Below are 16,987 nucleotides of genomic sequence, written 5' to 3' on the forward strand. Positions count from 1 at the left end.
GGCTCAGATCTTCCCGCTATTCCGATGGCCGTGGCAAGTCTAGTCTGAGCCTGCATTCCGAGCCGAGTCATGCCGGCCCGCCCAGAGCCCGCCACCATGCCGCACCTGAATCTGCAATTGTCCGGAACCCCCGATGCCGAACTCAGCAGCCGCGCCACCGCCCTGATCGCCGATCTCACCGTCGAAGTGCTCGGAAAGCCGCGCGAGCTGATCGCCATCGCGGTGCACTACGTCGACCGCGCGCACTGGTTCATCGATGGCCGGTCGCTGCACGAGTGGGGGCGCAACGCCTTCCACCTGGACATCAGCATCACCGATGAAACCAACACCAAGGGTGAGAAAGCGCACTATCTGGAACAAGTACACTCGCGTCTGTCGGCGCTGATCGGCGATGTGCACGAGACTTCGTACATCCATATCGTCGACGCACGCGCCGCGGCGTATGGTTATGGCGGATTGAGTCAGGAGCGGCGTTATCAATTGGCGCAAAGTCAAGCCAAGTCCTGACTCGTAGAGCAGCGTGGGATGCGGCGCCTGGGGAGGGACTTCCGCAACCTGCAGTCCTGCCTGTGGGCCATGGGCCGAGGCCGCGGCGGCGGCGGCAATCAGGCGCGCGTGCCGCAGCCAGCGGCTGCTGCGATCTCTGCCGTCAAGACCCGGCGGCTTCAGGTTTATCGATGGCCGATCACCCCGCAGACGGCCCGTGTCGGCTGCGGGCGAAAGCGCCACCACGAGGCTCCGCGCGCACGGGCCTCTTTCACTTTGTCCGGCACCCACCTAATGTGTGCGCTCCGGGCATTGCGCGTCGCGCGCGAACGCCCATCGCATCGCAACAGGCCGCCATCGTGTTGAGGACCGTCACCGCCACCCGCTACGTCACGCCGCTGCGTGAAGGTGGCTCGTTGCCTGCCGTTGTCGAGGCCGACGACGAGGGGCTGTACGTGATGAAGTTCCGCGGCGCCGGCCAGGGACGCAAGGCGCTGATCGCCGAGATCGTCGCCGGCGAGTTGGCCCGACAGATGCAGTTGCCGGTTCCGGAAATCGTGCTGATCGAACTCGATGCCGACATGGCGCGGACCGAGCCGGATCCGGAAATTCAGCATCTGATCCGCGAGAGCGCGGGCCTGAATCTGGCGCTGGACTACTTGCCCGGCTCGGTCAATTACGATCCGTTGGTGGACCGGCCCGACGCGGAGTTGGCGTCGCGCATCGTCTGGTTCGATGCCTTCGTGACCAATGTCGACCGCACCGCGCGCAACACCAATATGCTGCTGTGGCATCGGCGCCTGACCCTGATCGATCACGGCGCGGCGCTGTACTTCCATCACGATTGGGCCAACGCGGCCGACGCCGCGGCCAGCCGTTTCGTGCCGATCAAGGATCATGTACTGCTGCCGCTGGCCAGCGCGATCGCCGAAGCCGATGCGTGGATGGCCGCGCGCATTACGCCGGAGCTCGTGCAGTCGGTGGTGGCGTTGATACCCGAATCGTGGCTGATCGACGAACCCGGCTTCACCGATGCGGCCGAACACCGCCGTGCGTATGCCGACTACCTCAACCGCCGCGTGCGCTCGCCGCGCGCCTTCGTCGAGGAGGCGATCCATGCTCGCTCGCTCCAGTTATGACTATGCGGTGATCCGCGTGGTGCCGCGGGTCGAGCGCGAGGAGTTCGTCAATGTCGGCGTGCTGGTCTCGTGCCCGCAGGCGCAGTTGTTGGCTGCCGGAATCGAGCTCGATTCCGAACGTCTGCGCGCCCTGGATCCCAGCGTCGACGTCGAGGCGGTGCGCCTGCATCTGCAGGCGATAGATCGCATTTGCCAGGGCGGCCGCGATGCCGGCCCGATCGGCCAGTTGCCGGCGCGCGCGCGTTTCCATTGGCTCACCGCCAAGCGCAGTTCGATCATTCAGATGTCGGCCGTACATACCGGCCGCTGCGCGCAATCCGATGCGATCGTCGAGCATCTGTTGGAACGGATGGTGCGGACGCCCAAGCCGACGCTATAAAACGCGCGAGATTCGCGTCGCCGTCGTGCATGCAGATCCGGTCGGCGGCGCGGAATCGCCGAACTCGGAATAGGAAATCCGGGTCCGTGCATGGGCAAGGCCGTGCTCGTGGATGCGCCGACGAGAAGGCTGCCTGATCTCGCCGCGACATCCCGCCGCGACGAACGCGATCCGCGCAGAGCCTGCAGCGGCCAACCGCTCGCGGGCCGCAGCGGCGCTTCGACACAAGACGCTTCGACACCATCGTGCGAACGTGAGGGTGTATGGCGATCGTTTCGCCATTCCTGAAATCTGCGCGGGCTGAACGCGTCATCGACGTGAATAGATACACAGGGAAAAAACACGGTCCGATCCCGCCGATTCGCGAGGTGTGAGACGCCATGGCGCTGTAATGTCCAGGACGGTGGAGTCGAAACGGTCCACTGATCGAAGCGGGTTGTTCTGTTCTACAGACGAGGCCGCGGATGCGGCTCAAGGAATCTGGAGGTTCATGGAATGAAGATCACCACAGTCGCCATTGTCGCCGCGGCGCTCGCGGCGTTTTCCTGCACTGCATCGGCTCAGGCCGCGAAGGCCGCAGACGATTCACGCAAAATCATCCCCGTGAGTGTGGGCGCGATGACCTGCACGCTGTACGTTTACCGGCCCAGATTGTGGCAGCGCAGCAGCGATCCTAAGCACGACAGGTTCGACGCGCCGATCGGCATTGAGTGTCCGAATGAATTCAAAGTGGACGGCGCGCGGTCGAGTGTCCGGCTGACCAAGAACGGTACCGACTACCATCAAGACCCGACCATTTTCTATACCTTTTCGCATCAGGAAAGCGCTTATCGCGCTTACACTACGACGAGCCTGAGCTGCCAGAAAAAACCGGCTCAGCCGGTGAACTGGTTCAGCAGCGGCTACATCACCGTCAAGTACCAGGGCGTCAAATACAGAATCGACAACTACAGCGATCCCGCGCCTTTGTTCTGCCAGTTCCCGTAGGCAAGCCGATCGTCCTTGCCGCCGGGGGCGGAGTCGGCGTCCGGATCAGGCCGTGGTTCGCCAGTTCGTCTGACCGGCCTGCGGCCAAGCTTGAAGGCGGCGGTCTTGTCGGCCGCCGCCACTCGGCATGGAGCGCGACGGCGATGGGGCTTTGCCTGTGAGAGCCTGCAGCGCAGGGGCTTGGCGCGCGGCCGCCTCGTCCCCATGTCCGGTGGTAGCCGCAGCCGCGGCGCCGTCGACCGCGAGCGAGGTAGAGGCATGCAGCAAGAATCGGACATCCTGGGCGACGTCGGCGACACGGCCGACCTCAAGCGCGCCGTCGCGCTGCTGGAAACGCCGTCGCTCACCGCGCGCATGGCCGCGTTGGTCGGCGCGCCGATCGAGTTCGGCATGTCCAAGCTGCCCAAGTTCGTGCACACCCGGATTCAGAAGATCGTCCATTCGGCCCTGCACAAGGCCGCGTCCGCGGCGCTGTGGACGGTCAAGGATGCGCCGAGCAAGGGATCGTCCACCAAGACCCACAAGCTCGCCGCGGCGGTGTCGGGCGCGGCCGGCGGTTTGTTCGGCGCGGCGGGCTTGGCAGTGGAGCTGCCGGTGACCACGGTCATCATGATGCGCGCGGTCGCCGATATCGCCCGCAGCGAAGGCTTTTCGGTGTCCGATCCGTGGGTACAGGCTGCATGCGTGGAAGTGTTCGCCTTCGGCGGCAACAGCAAGGACGACGATGCGTCCGAGTCGGGCTACTACGCCTCGCGCGCAATGTTGTCGGAGCTCACGCGCAATGCGACCCAGGAACTGGCGCATCTGGCCGGCCATCGCGGCGCCCACCATGTGACCCATGCCTATGCCAAGAAGCAGGCCGCGGCGTGGACGGCCAAACTGATCGACACGGTGGCGACCCGCTTCGGAATGGTGATCACCGAGAAGACCGCGGCGCAGATCGTGCCGGTGGTCGGTGCGGCGACCGCGGCGACGATGAACGTGTTGTTCACCAATCACTATCAGGCCATGGCGCGCGGGCATTTCATCGTCAAGCGGCTGGAGCGCAAGTACGGTGTGGCCGAGGTTGAGCGGGCGTACCGGGCGATTCATGCGGGTGAGACGGCGCTGGTGGCCATACCGCATACGAGCGAGTGAGGATTGTGTCGGTTTGATCGAAGAGCGTCGGGGCTGAAGCCCCTCCCACAAAAGACTTCGTCGTCCCGCGGCTGTTGTGGGAGGGGCTTCAGCCCCGACGCTTTCCGATCCGATCGCGATCCGCCCCGATGGGTTAAAGATCGCCGCGCAACGCCAGCGTCGTGCGGGTGCCGCGCTCGGCCTTGTCGAAGCGCAAGGTCCAGCCCAGGTGTTCGCACAGCCGTGAAATCAGGTCCAGGCCGATGCCGCCGCCCTCGCGTCCGCCGCGGGCGACGCGGGTATACAGCGCGCTGATTTCTTCCGGGGTCATGCCGTGGCCGGGGTCGTCGATGATCACGGTGGCGTCGGCCTGCAGGCGGATCGAGATCTCGCCGCGGTCGCTGTTTTCGATCGCGTTGCGCAGCAGGTTGCCGATGGCCACCTGCACGATCGGCAAGGGCGCGACGATTTCGCAATGCGGCATCGGCGCGAGCGACACGGTCAGGTCTTTGTCGCGGGTCAGATGGCGGTGGTCTTCGACGATCTCCGGCAGCAGCTGATCCAGGGCGACGCGGTCGGCGCCCGCGGTCAGGCGTTTGGGGTCCTTGGCCAGCACCAGCAGCAGCGAGATCAACTGCTCCACGTCGCGTGCGGTGCGGTGAATGCGGTCGAGCTGATGGCGGGTGGCCGGCGCCAGATCGTCCTGATCCAGGGCGATCTCGGTCGCGCCGGCGATCACCGCGATCGGCGTGCGCAGTTCGTGGCTGGCGCTGTCGATGAAGGCGCGCTCGCGCTCGACGAAGCGGTCGTTGCGTTCGACGTAGTCGTTGACCGCCTCGGCGATCACCACCAGTTCCGAACTCGCCGCCTCGGGCACGTCGACCCGTTGGCCGGCGCGGTGGGGCTGCAGATTGCCGATGCGCTCGGCCATGTTGCTCAACGGACGCACCAACCGGTGCACGCCCCAGCCGATCACCACGCCCAGCAGCAGCAAGGTGGTGATGGCCGAGCCGGCGATGGTCAGGGCCATGTCGAACTCGCGATGCTCCATATCGTCGATGTTCAAGGCCAGGGTCAGCCGGCGGCCGTCGACGTCGCGCACCAGCACCACGTGTTCGACGTTGTGATAGACCACATCGTCGTGGACGCCGGGTCCGATCGCCGACAGCTCGTGCGGCGGCGGGCGGGTGGCGCTGTCGTACAGGCTCAGCGCGTCGGTGTCGGTCCAGCGGTAATCCGGATCGATGCGGCTGCGTTCGACGAAGTGATCCAGTTCGGTGTCCATCAACGACGTCCACACCAAGTGCTCGGCGTGTTCGTTGACGACGAAGCCTTGCACCACCACCGCGATCGACAGCAGCGCGGTGTAGCCGAACAAGCCCAGCATGATGCGCTGGCGCAGGCTGGAGCGGCGCCGTCGTCGCGGCGGCGTCGCGGCGGCGGGCTCAGCCGGCGTGGTCATCGCGATCATCGCGTTCGACCGCCTGGGCCGCTTGCGCCGGCACGGCCAGGCGATAGCCCACGCGCGGCAAGGTCTGGATGAGTTTGAGCGGGAACGGGCCGTCGACCACGCGCCGCAGTTCGTAGACGTGCGAGCGCAGCATGTCGCCGTCGGGCGGGCTGTCGCCCCACAGCGAGTGTTCCAGACGGTCGCGGGTGACCGCGCCGGGGCTGGACTGCATCAGCACCTCCAGCAATTTGCGGCAGGCCGGATACAGGTGCAGCGCACGTCCGCCGCGGCTGACTTCCAGCGTGGTCAGATCCAGCTTGAGATCGGCCACTTGCAGGATGCGGTTGCGGCCGCGGCCGGCGGCGCGCGCGGTCAGCGCTTCCAGACGCACTTCCAGTTCGGGCAGGGCGAAGGGTTTGGTCAGGTAGTCGTCGGCGCCGGCGCGGAAGCCGGCGATCTTGTCGGGCAATTCGTCGCGAGCGGTCAGCATCAGCACCGGCACGTCGGAGCCGGCTTCCTCGCGCAGGCTGCGCAGTACTTCGCGGCCGTCAAGGCGCGGCAGCATCCAGTCGAGCACGATCGCGTCGTAATGCTGGGTCACCGCCAGATGCAGGCCGGTCGGCCCGTCGGGCGCGGCGTCGAGGGTATGGCCGCGCGCTTCGAAATAATCGAAGAGGTTGGCGACCAGGTTGCGGTTGTCTTCCACCACCAGCAGGCGCATGCGCCGGGTTCTCCTGCCGCCGGATGCGGCCATGGCGATATTGCCCCAACCCACGTGGCCGCGCCGTAATCTTCGTCTCGGCAACGCCGGCGGGCCGCGCAGTGTCGCCGGACGATGTCGGAAATTTGTCGGAATCGCGGGCGCGCGGTGCGCACCGCAGCGCGCGGATGCCGCGCTGGCTGAACGCTCGCTCGCGCTTAACGCGGCGCCAACCTGGTTCCGACCGGTCTCCGACAAAGGCGCTTCGATGATCGCCACGGCCCGGATTCCTCCCCTTCGGGCTCCTCGCCGAAGGCGGGGTCCGTTGCCGAGTGAGTCCCGTCGATGAGTCTGTTTTCCGCATCCCGGTCCGGGCCGTTCGAGCCCGTGTCTGCGCATCTGCCGTCCATGCCGGGCCGGGATGCGCCCACCCAAGCGTTCTTGCGCGCGCATGCGCTGTGGCCGTTGCTGGCGTTGGCGACGCTGAGCGTGGCGTGCCTGGGCCTGGGCGGCGATTTCTGGTTGGCCGATCGTTGGTATGCGCTGCAAGGTGGGCATTGGGCGTGGCAGGACGCGTTCGTGACCGAACGGCTGATCCATCGTTTCGGTCGCGACGCCAGCACCGCGGCGTGGCTGGGCGTGGCGGCGTTCTGGATCTTCGCGCGCCTGCGTCCATCGCTGGCCGCCTGGCGCCGGCCTTTGGCGTATCTGTTGCTGGCCACGCTGATCTCGGTCGGGTTGGTGTCGGGACTCAAGTCGCTGACCAACATGGATTGCCCGTGGGATCTGAGCCGTTACGGCGGCGCCAACGCCTATTTCGGGCTGTTCGATACGCGTCCGGCGGGGCTGGATCGCGGGGTGTGCTTTCCGGCCGGCCATGCGAGTGCGGGTTACGCCTGGGTCGCGTTGTACTTCTTCTTTGCGTGGGTGCAGCCGCGTCTGCGCTGGCTGGGACTGGCGATCGGCCTGAGCCTGGGCGCGGTGTTCGGCGTCTCGCAGCAACTGCGCGGCGCGCATTTTTTTTCGCACGATGTGTGGACGCTGGCGATCGCCTGGTTCGTCGCCCTCGCGCTGTATCTGACCATGGCATGGCGTCGGGCGCCGGCATCGTCGCCGGCCGTGTTGCCGGTGTTGCGGAGCGCGGGCCGATGAACGCGATCACTCGTCCGCAACTGCGCTGGCCGGCCTGGTTCGCCTATCGCCCGCAAGCCAGCGTTGACACGCTGATCCTGTCGGCCAGCCTGTTCTTCGCGGTGTTCGCCAACGGCGCGTTCTGGCGCGCGGCTTCGGTCGCCGGCGCGATGGATACCGCGCATGGCGCCTGGGTCGCGGTATGCCTGTTCGTGGCGATGGTGGCGATCACCGCCTTGTTGCTCGGCGTGCTGCTCAATCGTTGGACGGTCAAGCCGCTGCTGACGGTGTTGCTGTTGGTCACCGCGGGCGCGGCCCACTTCATGAGCCAGTACGGTGTGTACCTGGACACCGGGATGGTCCGCAATGTGCTTCAGTCCGACGGCAAGGAGTCGGGCGAGTTGCTCACCGTTGGCCTGTTGTTGCCGGTGTTGCTGTACGGCGTGGTGCCGGCGCTGCTGTTGTGGCGGGTCAAGCTGGTGGTGCGGCCGCTGGGGCGCGCCCTGTTGATCCGCATCGGTTTGCTGGCGGCGTCCTTGGCCCTGGCGGGGCTGGCGATTCTGGGCTCGTTCCAGGACATCTCGGCGCTGATGCGCAATCACAAGGAAATCCGTCATCTGGTGACGCCGGCGAACTATCTGGTGTCCTTGACCCGGGTGGCGCTGGACGATTCGGCCTCGCGCGTGCGCGGACGCACGCCGATCGGCGCCGACGCGCGCATGGCCGCGCGCCCGGTCGGCAGCAAGCCGCGTCTGCTGGTGATCGTGGTCGGCGAAACCGTGCGCGCGCAGAACTGGGGTTTGAACGGTTACGAGCGTCAGACCACGCCGGAATTGGCGCGGATCGCGCCGATCAACTTCCCCGACATGACCGCCTGCGGCAGCAGCACCGAAGTGTCGGTGCCGTGCATGTTCTCCCCGTACGGCCGCGAGAACTACGACAAGGACCGTATCCAGGGTTCGGAATCGCTGCTCAACGTGCTCGAATACGCGGGTATCCAGACCTTGTGGCGCGACAACCAGACCGGCTGCAAGAACGTGTGCAAGGGTCTGGCGTTCGAATCGTTCGAACACGACACCGATCCGGCGTTCTGCGACGCCGAACGCTGCTTCGACGAAGTGATGCTGCGCGGTCTGCGCGAGCGCATCGACGCCAAGCCCGGCGACGCGGTGGTGGTGCTGCACCAGTTGGGCAATCACGGGCCGAGCTACTTCCGCCGTTATCCCCAGCGGCTGCGTCGTTACACCCCGACCTGCGACACCAACGAACTGGGCAAGTGCAGCCAGCAGCAGATCGTCAACGCCTACGACAACGCGATACTGGCCACCGACGAATTCCTGGCGCGCACCATCCGCTATCTGGCGCAGGACACCTCGCGCGATACGGCGATGATCTATCTGTCCGATCACGGCGAATCCCTGGGCGAGAACGGCTTGTACCTGCACGGCGTGCCGTACGCGATCGCGCCCAAGACCCAGACCCGGGTGCCGATGACGATGTGGTTCTCGCCTGGATTCAGCTCGGCGCGCGGGTTGGACACGCGATGCCTGCGCAATGAAGCGGCGCGTCCGGCCAGCCAGGACAACCTGTTCCACTCGGTGTTGGGTTTGATGCAGGTGGAGACGGGCGTGTATCAGAAGCGCTTGGATCTGTTTGCGCCGTGCGTGCGTAAGACGGCGTTGTAGGAGCGGCGCGAGCCGCGACCGCGACATCGCGCTTGCGACGCAAACCGGGTTTCGCACTCGCGGCTCGCGCCGCTCCTACAGTCGGAAACGGAACGGCGCTTCAGGTCTTGCCCCACCAGCGGCGATGCAGCACGCGCGCATGGCTGCGGCGCAGCCAGCGGCGGACGTGGGTTTCGTTGGCGCGATCCGGATACGGCCAGACGGCCGCGGGCGTAGCCTCGGAGATCCAGCCGTTCTGACGCCATAGCGCGTCGGCGCAAGCGAAATAGCCGTGATTGACCAGTACCTCGAATTCCACGTCGAGGAATCGGTCCAGGTCGGTGCGGATCTGGCCCAGCACCTGGGTCACCAGGGCCGGGCTGTAACCGTCGGCGCCTTCGTCGCGATTGCTGGTCAGGCCCCAATACACGCCGGTCATCGCGCCGCTTTCGGCCTGGCCGAAGAACAGCCGCTTGCGCAAGGCCTCGGCTTGATTGCTCATGACTTGGGTATAGCGCATCAGCTGTTGCAGCCACCAGCGCTTGCTCTCGAACACGAACGGGCCGCCGGCATCGGACACCAACACCTCGCGATAGCGCCTCAAGGTGGGTTCGGTGGCCAGGTTGTCGTACACGCCGCCATCGCTGAGTTCGATGCGCGAGCGCAGTTCCTCGGCATCGTCGCCCTGGTAGTGGCCGCGCTGATAGTCGCCGGGCGTGGCCTCGAACCGCACCGGGCCGAACACCGGCGGGAACGAGGACGAGGCGGCGACCGCGTAACTCAACCGCACGCGCTGCGCGCCTTCGCGCAGGTAGCCGGCCAGGTAGTCGCCGACCCGGCGGCGCGAGAATTCCCAGTTCACGCCGAAGGTCAGATCGGTGGCGCAGAACACGAACGCGGGCGTTTCCGGCAACTCGTCGAGATAGCGTTCGCCGAACATGCCCTGGTAGCCGCGTTCGAGCAGGGCGATACGGTGCGAAGGCCACAGCAGGTTGTGCGCGGCGGTCGCCAGCACCGGCCAGGTACGCAGGTCGCGCGCGGCCACGGCGCGGAACGGTTCGACCACGCTCGCGCGGAAGTCGATGCGATCGGCCCAGGCGGCGAAACTTTCATCGGCCGCGCGCCGGGTGTCCAGATAGCGGCAGGCGAGCCAAGCCGCGACGATGCTGCCGCCGGACACCGAGCTGACCATGCCCAGGCCGGCGAGCAGGCCGGCTTCGTGCAGCCGCAGCAGTCCGCCCAGATGGAACAGCGCGGCGCGGTAGCCGCCGCCGGACAGGCACAGCGCGCGACCTTCGCGTTCGCCGCGGCCGCGCGACTGCGCGGCCAATTCGGCGCGGCGGGCTTCGCGGCGGATGCGCAGCCGTTCGAGTTCGACATCGGTGCTTTTCATGCGGACGCCTGGCCGGTGTGGGCGCGATGAGGACGCGCGGGCAGGGGTATTGTCCGGTAAATGGGTCGCGGTGCTTGGGATCGGGGCGTCGACCCTCGGCTCTGACTGGGCCCGCCCCGGCCCGGGCGCATGGCGTTCGGGCGTTCGGTTCCGCGCGAGCCGATGGCTCGCAAGCGCGGCCCCTCACTCCGCAAGCGGGAGAGGGGCAAAGTGCGGGGCATTGCTGTTCCCTTCGCCCGTTTACGGGAGAAGGTGGTCCGAAGGACCGGATGAAGGCCGCGAGGCGATGCAAGATCCCGACCCGCCGCGCTCCGGCCTCTCCCACGTTGGCAGAGAGGCCGGAGCGCTCGCGCCCGGTCGAGACGGTCGCTCAGGCCACCTGCACCAGCTCCAGCGCCGGTTGCGCGGCGGCCGGCGCCTTCGCCTCGTCGCCGCCGCGCAACGGCGGCAGCAGTCCCCACTCCCCAAGAGTGCGCACCGCCGTGGCGATGCCGTTTTCCGCATGAATCTTCTCGCCCAGCTCGCGCGCGGCCTGCACGCGTTGCGGCTGCAAGGCCTCCTTGATCGCCTGCGCCATCTGTTCGGCGTTGACCGTGCGCCGGTCCAGCGCCGGCGGCGCCGTGCCCAGTTCGTTCATGCGCCGGGCCCAGAACGGCTGGTCGCCGAAGAACGGTACGAACACCGAGGGAATCCCGGCGCGCGCCGCGGCCACCGTGGTGCCGGCGCCGCCGTGGTGCATCGCCATCGCCATGCGCGGGAACAGCCAGTCGTGCGGCGCGGCTTCGATCACGTAGATCTGATCGTCCATGCGGCCCGGATCGCGGCGCAGGCCGCCCCAGCCGGTCGCCAGCACCGCGCGGCGGCCGCTCAGGCGCACCGCGTCGACGACCACGTCGGTGAAGGCCTCGGCGTTGTTGGCCAGCATGCTGCCGAAACCGATGTAGATCGGCTGCTCGCCTTCGGCCAGGAAATCGGTGAGCGACTGCGGCGGCTGCCATTCGTTGGCTTGATCGAGGAACCAGCTGCCGGTGACGCAGACCTGTTCGGGCCAGTCGTCCGGGCGCGGCAGGATGTGCCGGCTGTAGCCGTACAACACGCGCATGCGCTCGGGGTCTTTGTCGAAGAACGGCCCGTACCACGGAAACAGCGGCAGCTTGAGCTGCGGCCGGATCGCGCCGTTGACCGCCGGCTTGATCGTGTACCAGGCCAGCAGCTTCATCACCGCGAATAGGGCCAGGTTCACCGAACCCGGGAATTCGCGCTTGGACCAGAACGACAGCGGCGAGAGCTTGCGCGAAGGCGTGAACGGCTGCAGGTGCGCTTGCAGGAACGCAACTCCTTCGGCCTCGCCGATCGCCTTGGCGAGCTGGGTCACGATGCCGGTGCCGATCAGCAGCGACGCGCCCTTGCACACGGGCCGCGCTTCCTGCGCCCAGGTCGCGGCCCACTCGGCGAATTTCGCCCGCGTGTGCTGGACCAGGTACCAGGGATTGAGCGCCTTATCGACGGTCTCGGGATTGTTGGTCAACAGATCGCTGAAGTCGGCGCTGATGGCGCAGAACTCCAGGCCGGCTTCGCGCACCAGCGGCGCGAAGTTCTCGCTGGTGACGATGCGCACCGGATAGCCGGCGTGAAGCAGCGCCTGGCCCAGACCGACGCACGGACGCACATCGCCCTGGGTGCCGACGGTGAAGATGACGATAGAGCCCGGTGCGGAGTCGCTGTTGGCGGCCGGAACGTTGATGGCGGCGGGGAACGAGGAAGCGGACACGGAGCTCTCCTTACGAATAAGCGACGGCGAGCGAGACCGGGGCGGGCACCGCCGCGGCCGGCAGCGGCGTTTCGCGCCGTTGCGGTTCGGTATGCGGCTGCAGGCGTTCGCGCAACACCCGCGCGATGTGCGCGGCCGCGCGCGGCTCGAGCATGGCCTGGTGGTGGCAATCCACGTCGTGCACCTCGATCCGGCCGTTCACGAACGGCTGCCAGGCATGGGCGTGGTAATGCAGCATGCCGTCGAGGTCGACCTGTTCCTTCTGCCGCGCGTCGAAGAACATCACGTCGGCGTCGATCGAAGTGGGCCGGTAGCTGCGCGCCAGCATCAGGTTGTTGCGGGTGACCGCGGCGACGTTCTCGATCAGCTTGGTGTCGGCCTTCATGATCTCCTGCACCAGCGGAATCTCGAACACGTCGTACTCCTGGCACAGCAGGTCGGCCAGGCTGCGCATGTCCTGCGGCGGGTTGTCGTAGGCGCGGTGCTGGAAGCCGAGGAACTTCAGGACCGCCTGGGCCTGCTGGGCTTCGCTGGTTTCCACCGGGTCGGCGACGAAGGGATAGGAGTCCATCATCGCCAGCAACTCCACGCGCTCGCCCACCTGCTCCAACTGCGCGGTGACGGCGTGGCCGATCAAACCGCCCAGCGACCAGCCGAGCAGGCGGTAGGGCCCGTGCGGCTGGATCTTGCGCATCTGCGCGATGTAATCGGCGGCGATCTCCTCGATGCTGCCCGGCAGCGCGCCGCCGCCACGCAAACCGCGCGATTGCAGGGCGTAGATCGGCATCTGATCCAGATGCCGCAGGATGCCGGTGTAAGCCCAGCTGAATCCGGTCACCGGATGGATGCAGAACAGCGGACGGTCCTCATCGGACGCCCGCAGCGACAGCACCGCGCCGAGCGGATCGTTCTCGCCGCCGCTGCGTTCCAGATACGCGGCCAGACTGGCGATGGTGGAGCCTTCGAACAATGCGCCCAGCGAGAGCTCGGAATTGAAATGCTTCGGGAACGCCGCGACCAGTTCGGCTGCGGTCATCGAATCGCCGCCGAGCTCGAAGAAGTTGTCGTGAATGCCGACCTGGTCCAGGCCGAAAATCTGCTGCCACACCGTCACCAGCTTGCGCTCGGTTTCGCTGCGCGGCGCCACGTAAGCCGCCTGGCGGCTGCGCGCCGGGGGGATCAAGGCCTTGCGGTCGAGCTTGCCGCTGGGAGTCAGCGGCAACATGGCCAGTTCGATGTAGCTCGACGGCACCATGTAGTCGGGCAGACGCAACGCCAGCGTGCGGCGCAGGGCGTCGCCATCGATCCGCGCGCCGTCCGCCGGCACCAGATAGGCGGCGAGCAGGGCGTGGCCGGCGCTGTCGCAGTGCAGGTTGACCGCGGCTTCGGCCACAGCGTCCAGCCCGCACAGATGGGTCTCGATCTCGCCCAGCTCGACGCGATGGCCGCGGATCTTGACCTGCTGATCGGCGCGGCCGAGGTATTCGATCACCCCGTCCTCGCGCCAGCGCGCCAGGTCGCCGGTGCGGTACATGCGCGCGTCCCGGCCTGCGAACGGATCGGCGAGGAAGCGTTCGGCCGTGAGGTCTTCGCGATGCAGATAGCCCTTGGCCACGCAGGCGCCGCCGACGTACAGCTCACCGACGCTGCCGGTGGGCACCGGCTGCAACTGCGAATCGAGCACGTAGGCCTGGGTGTTGAGCAGCGGCCGGCCGATCGGCGGCGGCGCGCCGTCGGCGACGTCCTCGGCGGTCAGCTCGATCGCGCTGGCCCACACCGTGGTTTCGGTCGGCCCGTACAGATTGGTGACGCGCGCGGCCGCGGCGATCAGGCGCTGGGCCAGTTCCGGCGGGCAGGCTTCGCCGGTGGTCAGCGCATGCACGCCGTCCAGGCGGACATCGGCGTTGGCCAGCAGCATCCGCCACAGCGACGGCGTGGCCTGGACGAAGTTGAGTCCGTGTTCGGCGATCAGCCGGCCCAGCGCGATCGGATTGCGGATCACCTCGGCGGTGGTCATGACGATGCGCGCGCCGACGCTGAGCGGCAGGAACAGCTCGAAGCAGGCGATGTCGAAGGCGACCGTGGTCTGGGCCAGGAAGCGATCGGCCGAGGTGGGCGCGAACAACTGCTGGGTGGCGGCGAGGAAGTTGGTCAGGTTGTGCTGGCTGACTTCCACGCCTTTGGGACGGCCGGTGGAGCCGGAGGTGTAGATCAGGTAGGCCGTAGCCTCGGCGCACGGCCGCGGCAGCGGCGCGGCAGCGTCGTTGTCGTAGTGCTCGTCCTGTTCGTGGGCGAACAACAGCGCCAGCGGGCGATCGGCGAAGGCGCTGCCGAAGGTCTGAGTGGTCAGCAGCACGCTCGGCGCGGCGTCGTCGAGCATCATCGCGATGCGTTCCATCGGAGCTTCCGGATCCAGCGGCAGATAGGCCGCGCCGGCTTTCCATACCGCCAACAGCGCGCCCATCAACACCTCGTCGCGAGGCAGGGCGATGGCGACGATGTCGCCGGGCTGCACGCCGCGCGCGATCAGACGATGGGCCAGTCGGGTGCTGGATTCGTCGAGTTCGCGATAGCTCAGGCGAGTGTCGCCGGCGATCACCGCGACCGCATCGGGCGCGCGCGCGGCCTGCTCCTGGAACTGCTCCAGCGCGGTGCTCTCCGGCAGCGGCGCGGCGGTGTCGTTCCAGCCCTGCAGCACGCGCGTGCGTTCCTCGTCGCCGAGCACGTCGATCGCGCCGAGCGCGATCGACGGATCGGCCAGGACCGAATCGATCAGGCGCATCAAACGGCTGCGGTGTTCGTCCAGGTGCGCGGCCGGATACAGGGTGGGATTGGCGTCGAAATCGATGGTCAGGCCCTGACCGTCGAGGCGATCGAACACGAACACCATCAGGTCTTCGGCGCTGCCGTTGTGCAGATTCTTGCCGCTGGCGCGGTGGCCGCCGAAGCTGCCGTAGTCGTAAGGCTCGATGTTGATGCCCAGCCAGGCCATGTGCTGGTCGGGATTGACCAGGCCCAGGTCGCGGCGCAGGTCTTCGTAACGGTACTGCTGATGGCGCAGCGCCGACTTGACCACGCGTGAGACCTGCGCGAACAACTCCGGCATGGCCATGTCCGGCTGCATCTTCAAGCGGATCGCGACCACGTTGGCGACCATGCCGGGCGTGTTGCGCATGGCGTGATTGACGCGGCCGGTGACCGGCATGCCGAACACCAGGTCCTGGGCGCCGCTGGCGCGGTGGTAGTACGCGGCGATCAGGCCGATCAGCACCTGCGGCAGGCTCACGCCGCAATCGCGGGCGATCTGCGCCATGCGTTCGCGCGAGGACTCGGGCACGTGGCCGCTGGCGCGGCGCAGGCCGCCGGCGTTGCGCACGCGGCGGCGCGCCAGGGTGACGGCTTCGGGCAGATCGGCCAGGGTTTCCAGCCAATACTCGCGATCACGGCGGCAGCGATCGGATTCGCGGTAGCCGGTTTCCATCTCCACCAGCGAGGCCACCGTGCCGTAGTCGACCGGTTCGGGTTCGCGGCCTTCGATGTAGGCGGTGTAGAGCTCGTTCAGGCGCTTGGCCGCCATGCCGCCGCTGAAGCCGTCGTAGACGGTGTGGTGGGCGCGCTGGTACCAGCAATACAGATCGTCGGCGTATTTGAAGATCGCGCCGACCCACAGCGGGTCGTGGATCAGATCGACCGGCTTGTTGAGCTCGGCCTGCATCCAGCGTTCGCCGGCTGCGCGCGGATCGGCTTCGCCGCTGAAATCGATGTAGGGAAATTCGAACGGATACTGCTCGCGCACGATCTGATAAGGCAGGCCGTTGTGTTCGACGATATAGGAACGCGTGGCTTCTGCGTCCTGGGTGAACCGGCGCAACGCGCGTTGGAACAGCGCTGGATCGATCGGTCCGTGGATTTCCACCGCTTCGGCGATATTCAAAGTGGCTTCGACCGCAGCGAGCTTTTGCCCGACCCACAATCCGCGCTGGGCAGTGGTCAGGGGCAGGCCGGGGGGATGGACGTCGTTCATGGCGCTTCCTTTGAGCGGCCGCCGGGCCACACGCCTCCACCGGCCGGCGGACGCGATGTCCGACGGCGCGTGGTGTTCAGCGCGCGCGAGCCTGCGGCCAACTCGTTCTTACGAGTGGCCCCCTCTCCGTGTGTATTGCGAATCTAAGTACAAGCATGGCCGCGACGCTGCGCGCCGGGGCATGGCCTCTTCCGTGTGCATCCGGCGCTTGCGCGCGGACGGCGGGCCTGAATTCTTATTAGATGTTGCTGCGGGTCGGGCGGGTGTGCATGTGCGATTCACGCAACGCGCCGGATGAGGGCTGACCGTCCGCGCGAACCGTTGTGTTCGAAGCCGGCACCGCACTTTGCGTGGTGTTGCGCCTTGCGAATCAATATCCCCGAGCGCTCAAGTCATGTCCATCAAGACGGGTGAGAGCCGGATCACAAGTCGAGTATTTACGGAGCGTGCGTTGAGAGACGGATCACAAGACGGATATGTGAAGCTTTTACTGCAGCGCTCGCGGCGTCGAGAAAATCACCCGGCCTTCGCGCGAAGCGATATTTTCCTGGAAATTTCGCGGTTTTCCTCGTGCTGTCTCAAGCCTGTGCCAGTTCACGCGCAAGTTGTGATGATTTCGGTTTTGTTTCCGCAGCGCGCATTTCGATTTGGATTTCGGTAAACGTGTTTGTCCCAGATCAATATCGATCGCCGTCGCACACGACGGTGAGGATCGGTGAAAAATTATCCGTTCGGGAAAATTGGGGC

General features: G+C 66.7%; 12 protein-coding genes and 1 pseudogene. 7 read left to right on the forward strand and 6 right to left on the reverse strand.

The window, feature by feature from the left end; translation table 11 throughout:
- Positions 1-96: 96 nt before the first annotated feature.
- From ACTOWJ_RS09390 to ACTOWJ_RS09410, 5 genes are all read left to right on the forward strand, one after another.
- A complete protein-coding gene (locus tag ACTOWJ_RS09390) occupies positions 97-507 on the forward strand; it encodes a tautomerase family protein (protein ID WP_441334335.1) in 411 nt (136 codons plus the stop codon).
- A gap of 341 nt (positions 508-848) precedes the next feature.
- Positions 849-1,625, forward strand: coding sequence for a HipA family kinase (locus ACTOWJ_RS09395; protein ID WP_441334373.1), 777 nt, complete (start codon positions 849-851; stop codon positions 1,623-1,625).
- Positions 1,603-2,004: a DUF3037 domain-containing protein gene (locus ACTOWJ_RS09400; protein ID WP_441334336.1), complete on the forward strand. Its 402-nt coding sequence runs from the start codon at positions 1,603-1,605 to the stop codon at positions 2,002-2,004. Before ACTOWJ_RS09395 ends, ACTOWJ_RS09400 begins: the two co-directional genes overlap by 23 nt.
- Before the next feature lie 495 nt (positions 2,005-2,499).
- On the forward strand, positions 2,500-2,991 hold the full coding sequence (locus ACTOWJ_RS09405; protein ID WP_441334337.1) for a hypothetical protein: 492 nt from the start codon (positions 2,500-2,502) through the stop codon (positions 2,989-2,991).
- 258 nt (positions 2,992-3,249) lie between these two features.
- Positions 3,250-4,128, forward strand: coding sequence for an EcsC family protein (locus ACTOWJ_RS09410; protein WP_441334338.1), 879 nt, complete (start codon positions 3,250-3,252; stop codon positions 4,126-4,128).
- Positions 4,129-4,197: 69 nt separating this feature from the next.
- On the opposite strand, the pseudogene ACTOWJ_RS09415 reads toward ACTOWJ_RS09410, so the two are convergent.
- From ACTOWJ_RS09415 to ACTOWJ_RS09425, 3 genes and pseudogenes are all read right to left on the reverse strand, one after another.
- A pseudogene (locus tag ACTOWJ_RS09415) lies at positions 4,198-4,269 on the reverse strand (DUF6053 domain-containing protein); the annotation flags it as partial.
- The gene (locus ACTOWJ_RS09420; RefSeq protein WP_441334339.1) at positions 4,262-5,569 is read right to left on the reverse strand and encodes a sensor histidine kinase; all 1,308 of its coding nucleotides are present in this window, start codon (positions 5,567-5,569) and stop codon (positions 4,262-4,264) included. The pseudogene ACTOWJ_RS09415 and the gene ACTOWJ_RS09420, both read right to left, overlap by 8 nt.
- The gene (locus tag ACTOWJ_RS09425) at positions 5,553-6,278 is read right to left on the reverse strand and encodes a response regulator transcription factor (protein ID WP_441334340.1); all 726 of its coding nucleotides are present in this window, start codon (positions 6,276-6,278) and stop codon (positions 5,553-5,555) included. The genes ACTOWJ_RS09420 and ACTOWJ_RS09425 overlap by 17 nt, the downstream gene beginning before the upstream one ends.
- Before the next feature lie 324 nt (positions 6,279-6,602).
- Between ACTOWJ_RS09425 and ACTOWJ_RS09430 the strand changes: the two genes are divergently transcribed.
- Together ACTOWJ_RS09430 and ACTOWJ_RS09435 are read left to right on the forward strand one after the other, a co-directional pair.
- Positions 6,603-7,409, forward strand: a complete 807-nt coding sequence (locus ACTOWJ_RS09430; protein ID WP_441334341.1) for a phosphatase PAP2 family protein — start codon at positions 6,603-6,605, stop codon at positions 7,407-7,409.
- On the forward strand, positions 7,406-9,073 hold the full coding sequence (locus ACTOWJ_RS09435) for a phosphoethanolamine transferase (RefSeq protein WP_441334342.1): 1,668 nt from the start codon (positions 7,406-7,408) through the stop codon (positions 9,071-9,073). Before ACTOWJ_RS09430 ends, ACTOWJ_RS09435 begins: the two co-directional genes overlap by 4 nt.
- A 100-nt stretch (positions 9,074-9,173) precedes the next feature.
- Here the strand turns inward: ACTOWJ_RS09435 and ACTOWJ_RS09440 are convergent, their stop codons facing one another.
- From ACTOWJ_RS09440 to ACTOWJ_RS09450, 3 genes are all read right to left on the reverse strand, one after another.
- Positions 9,174-10,445, reverse strand: a complete 1,272-nt coding sequence (locus ACTOWJ_RS09440; protein ID WP_441334343.1) for a patatin-like phospholipase family protein — start codon at positions 10,443-10,445, stop codon at positions 9,174-9,176.
- Positions 10,446-10,815: 370 nt separating this feature from the next.
- On the reverse strand, positions 10,816-12,216 hold the full coding sequence (locus ACTOWJ_RS09445) for a glycosyltransferase (protein ID WP_441334344.1): 1,401 nt from the start codon (positions 12,214-12,216) through the stop codon (positions 10,816-10,818).
- Between the two features lie 10 nt (positions 12,217-12,226).
- Positions 12,227-16,240, reverse strand: coding sequence for an amino acid adenylation domain-containing protein (locus tag ACTOWJ_RS09450; RefSeq protein ID WP_441334345.1), 4,014 nt, complete (start codon positions 16,238-16,240; stop codon positions 12,227-12,229).
- Positions 16,241-16,987: the final 747 nt, after the last annotated feature.

The sequence above is a fragment of the Lysobacter sp. CA199 genome, from assembly GCF_052078715.1.
Classification (GTDB): Bacteria; Pseudomonadota; Gammaproteobacteria; order Xanthomonadales; family Xanthomonadaceae; genus Lysobacter.

Coding starts and splice junctions, on each gene's coding strand:
- ACTOWJ_RS09390 (WP_441334335.1), top strand. CDS start 97: ATGCCGCACCTGAATCTGCAATTGTCCGGAACCCCCGATGCCGAACTC.
- ACTOWJ_RS09400 (WP_441334336.1), top strand. CDS start 1,603: ATGCTCGCTCGCTCCAGTTATGACTATGCGGTGATCCGCGTGGTGCCG.
- ACTOWJ_RS09405 (WP_441334337.1), top strand. CDS start 2,500: ATGAAGATCACCACAGTCGCCATTGTCGCCGCGGCGCTCGCGGCGTTT.
- ACTOWJ_RS09410 (WP_441334338.1), top strand. CDS start 3,250: ATGCAGCAAGAATCGGACATCCTGGGCGACGTCGGCGACACGGCCGAC.
- ACTOWJ_RS09420 (WP_441334339.1), bottom strand. CDS start 5,569: ATGACCACGCCGGCTGAGCCCGCCGCCGCGACGCCGCCGCGACGACGG.
- ACTOWJ_RS09425 (WP_441334340.1), bottom strand. CDS start 6,278: ATGCGCCTGCTGGTGGTGGAAGACAACCGCAACCTGGTCGCCAACCTC.
- ACTOWJ_RS09430 (WP_441334341.1), top strand. CDS start 6,603: ATGAGTCTGTTTTCCGCATCCCGGTCCGGGCCGTTCGAGCCCGTGTCT.
- ACTOWJ_RS09435 (WP_441334342.1), top strand. CDS start 7,406: ATGAACGCGATCACTCGTCCGCAACTGCGCTGGCCGGCCTGGTTCGCC.
- ACTOWJ_RS09440 (WP_441334343.1), bottom strand. CDS start 10,445: ATGAAAAGCACCGATGTCGAACTCGAACGGCTGCGCATCCGCCGCGAA.
- ACTOWJ_RS09450 (WP_441334345.1), bottom strand. CDS start 16,240: ATGAACGACGTCCATCCCCCCGGCCTGCCCCTGACCACTGCCCAGCGC.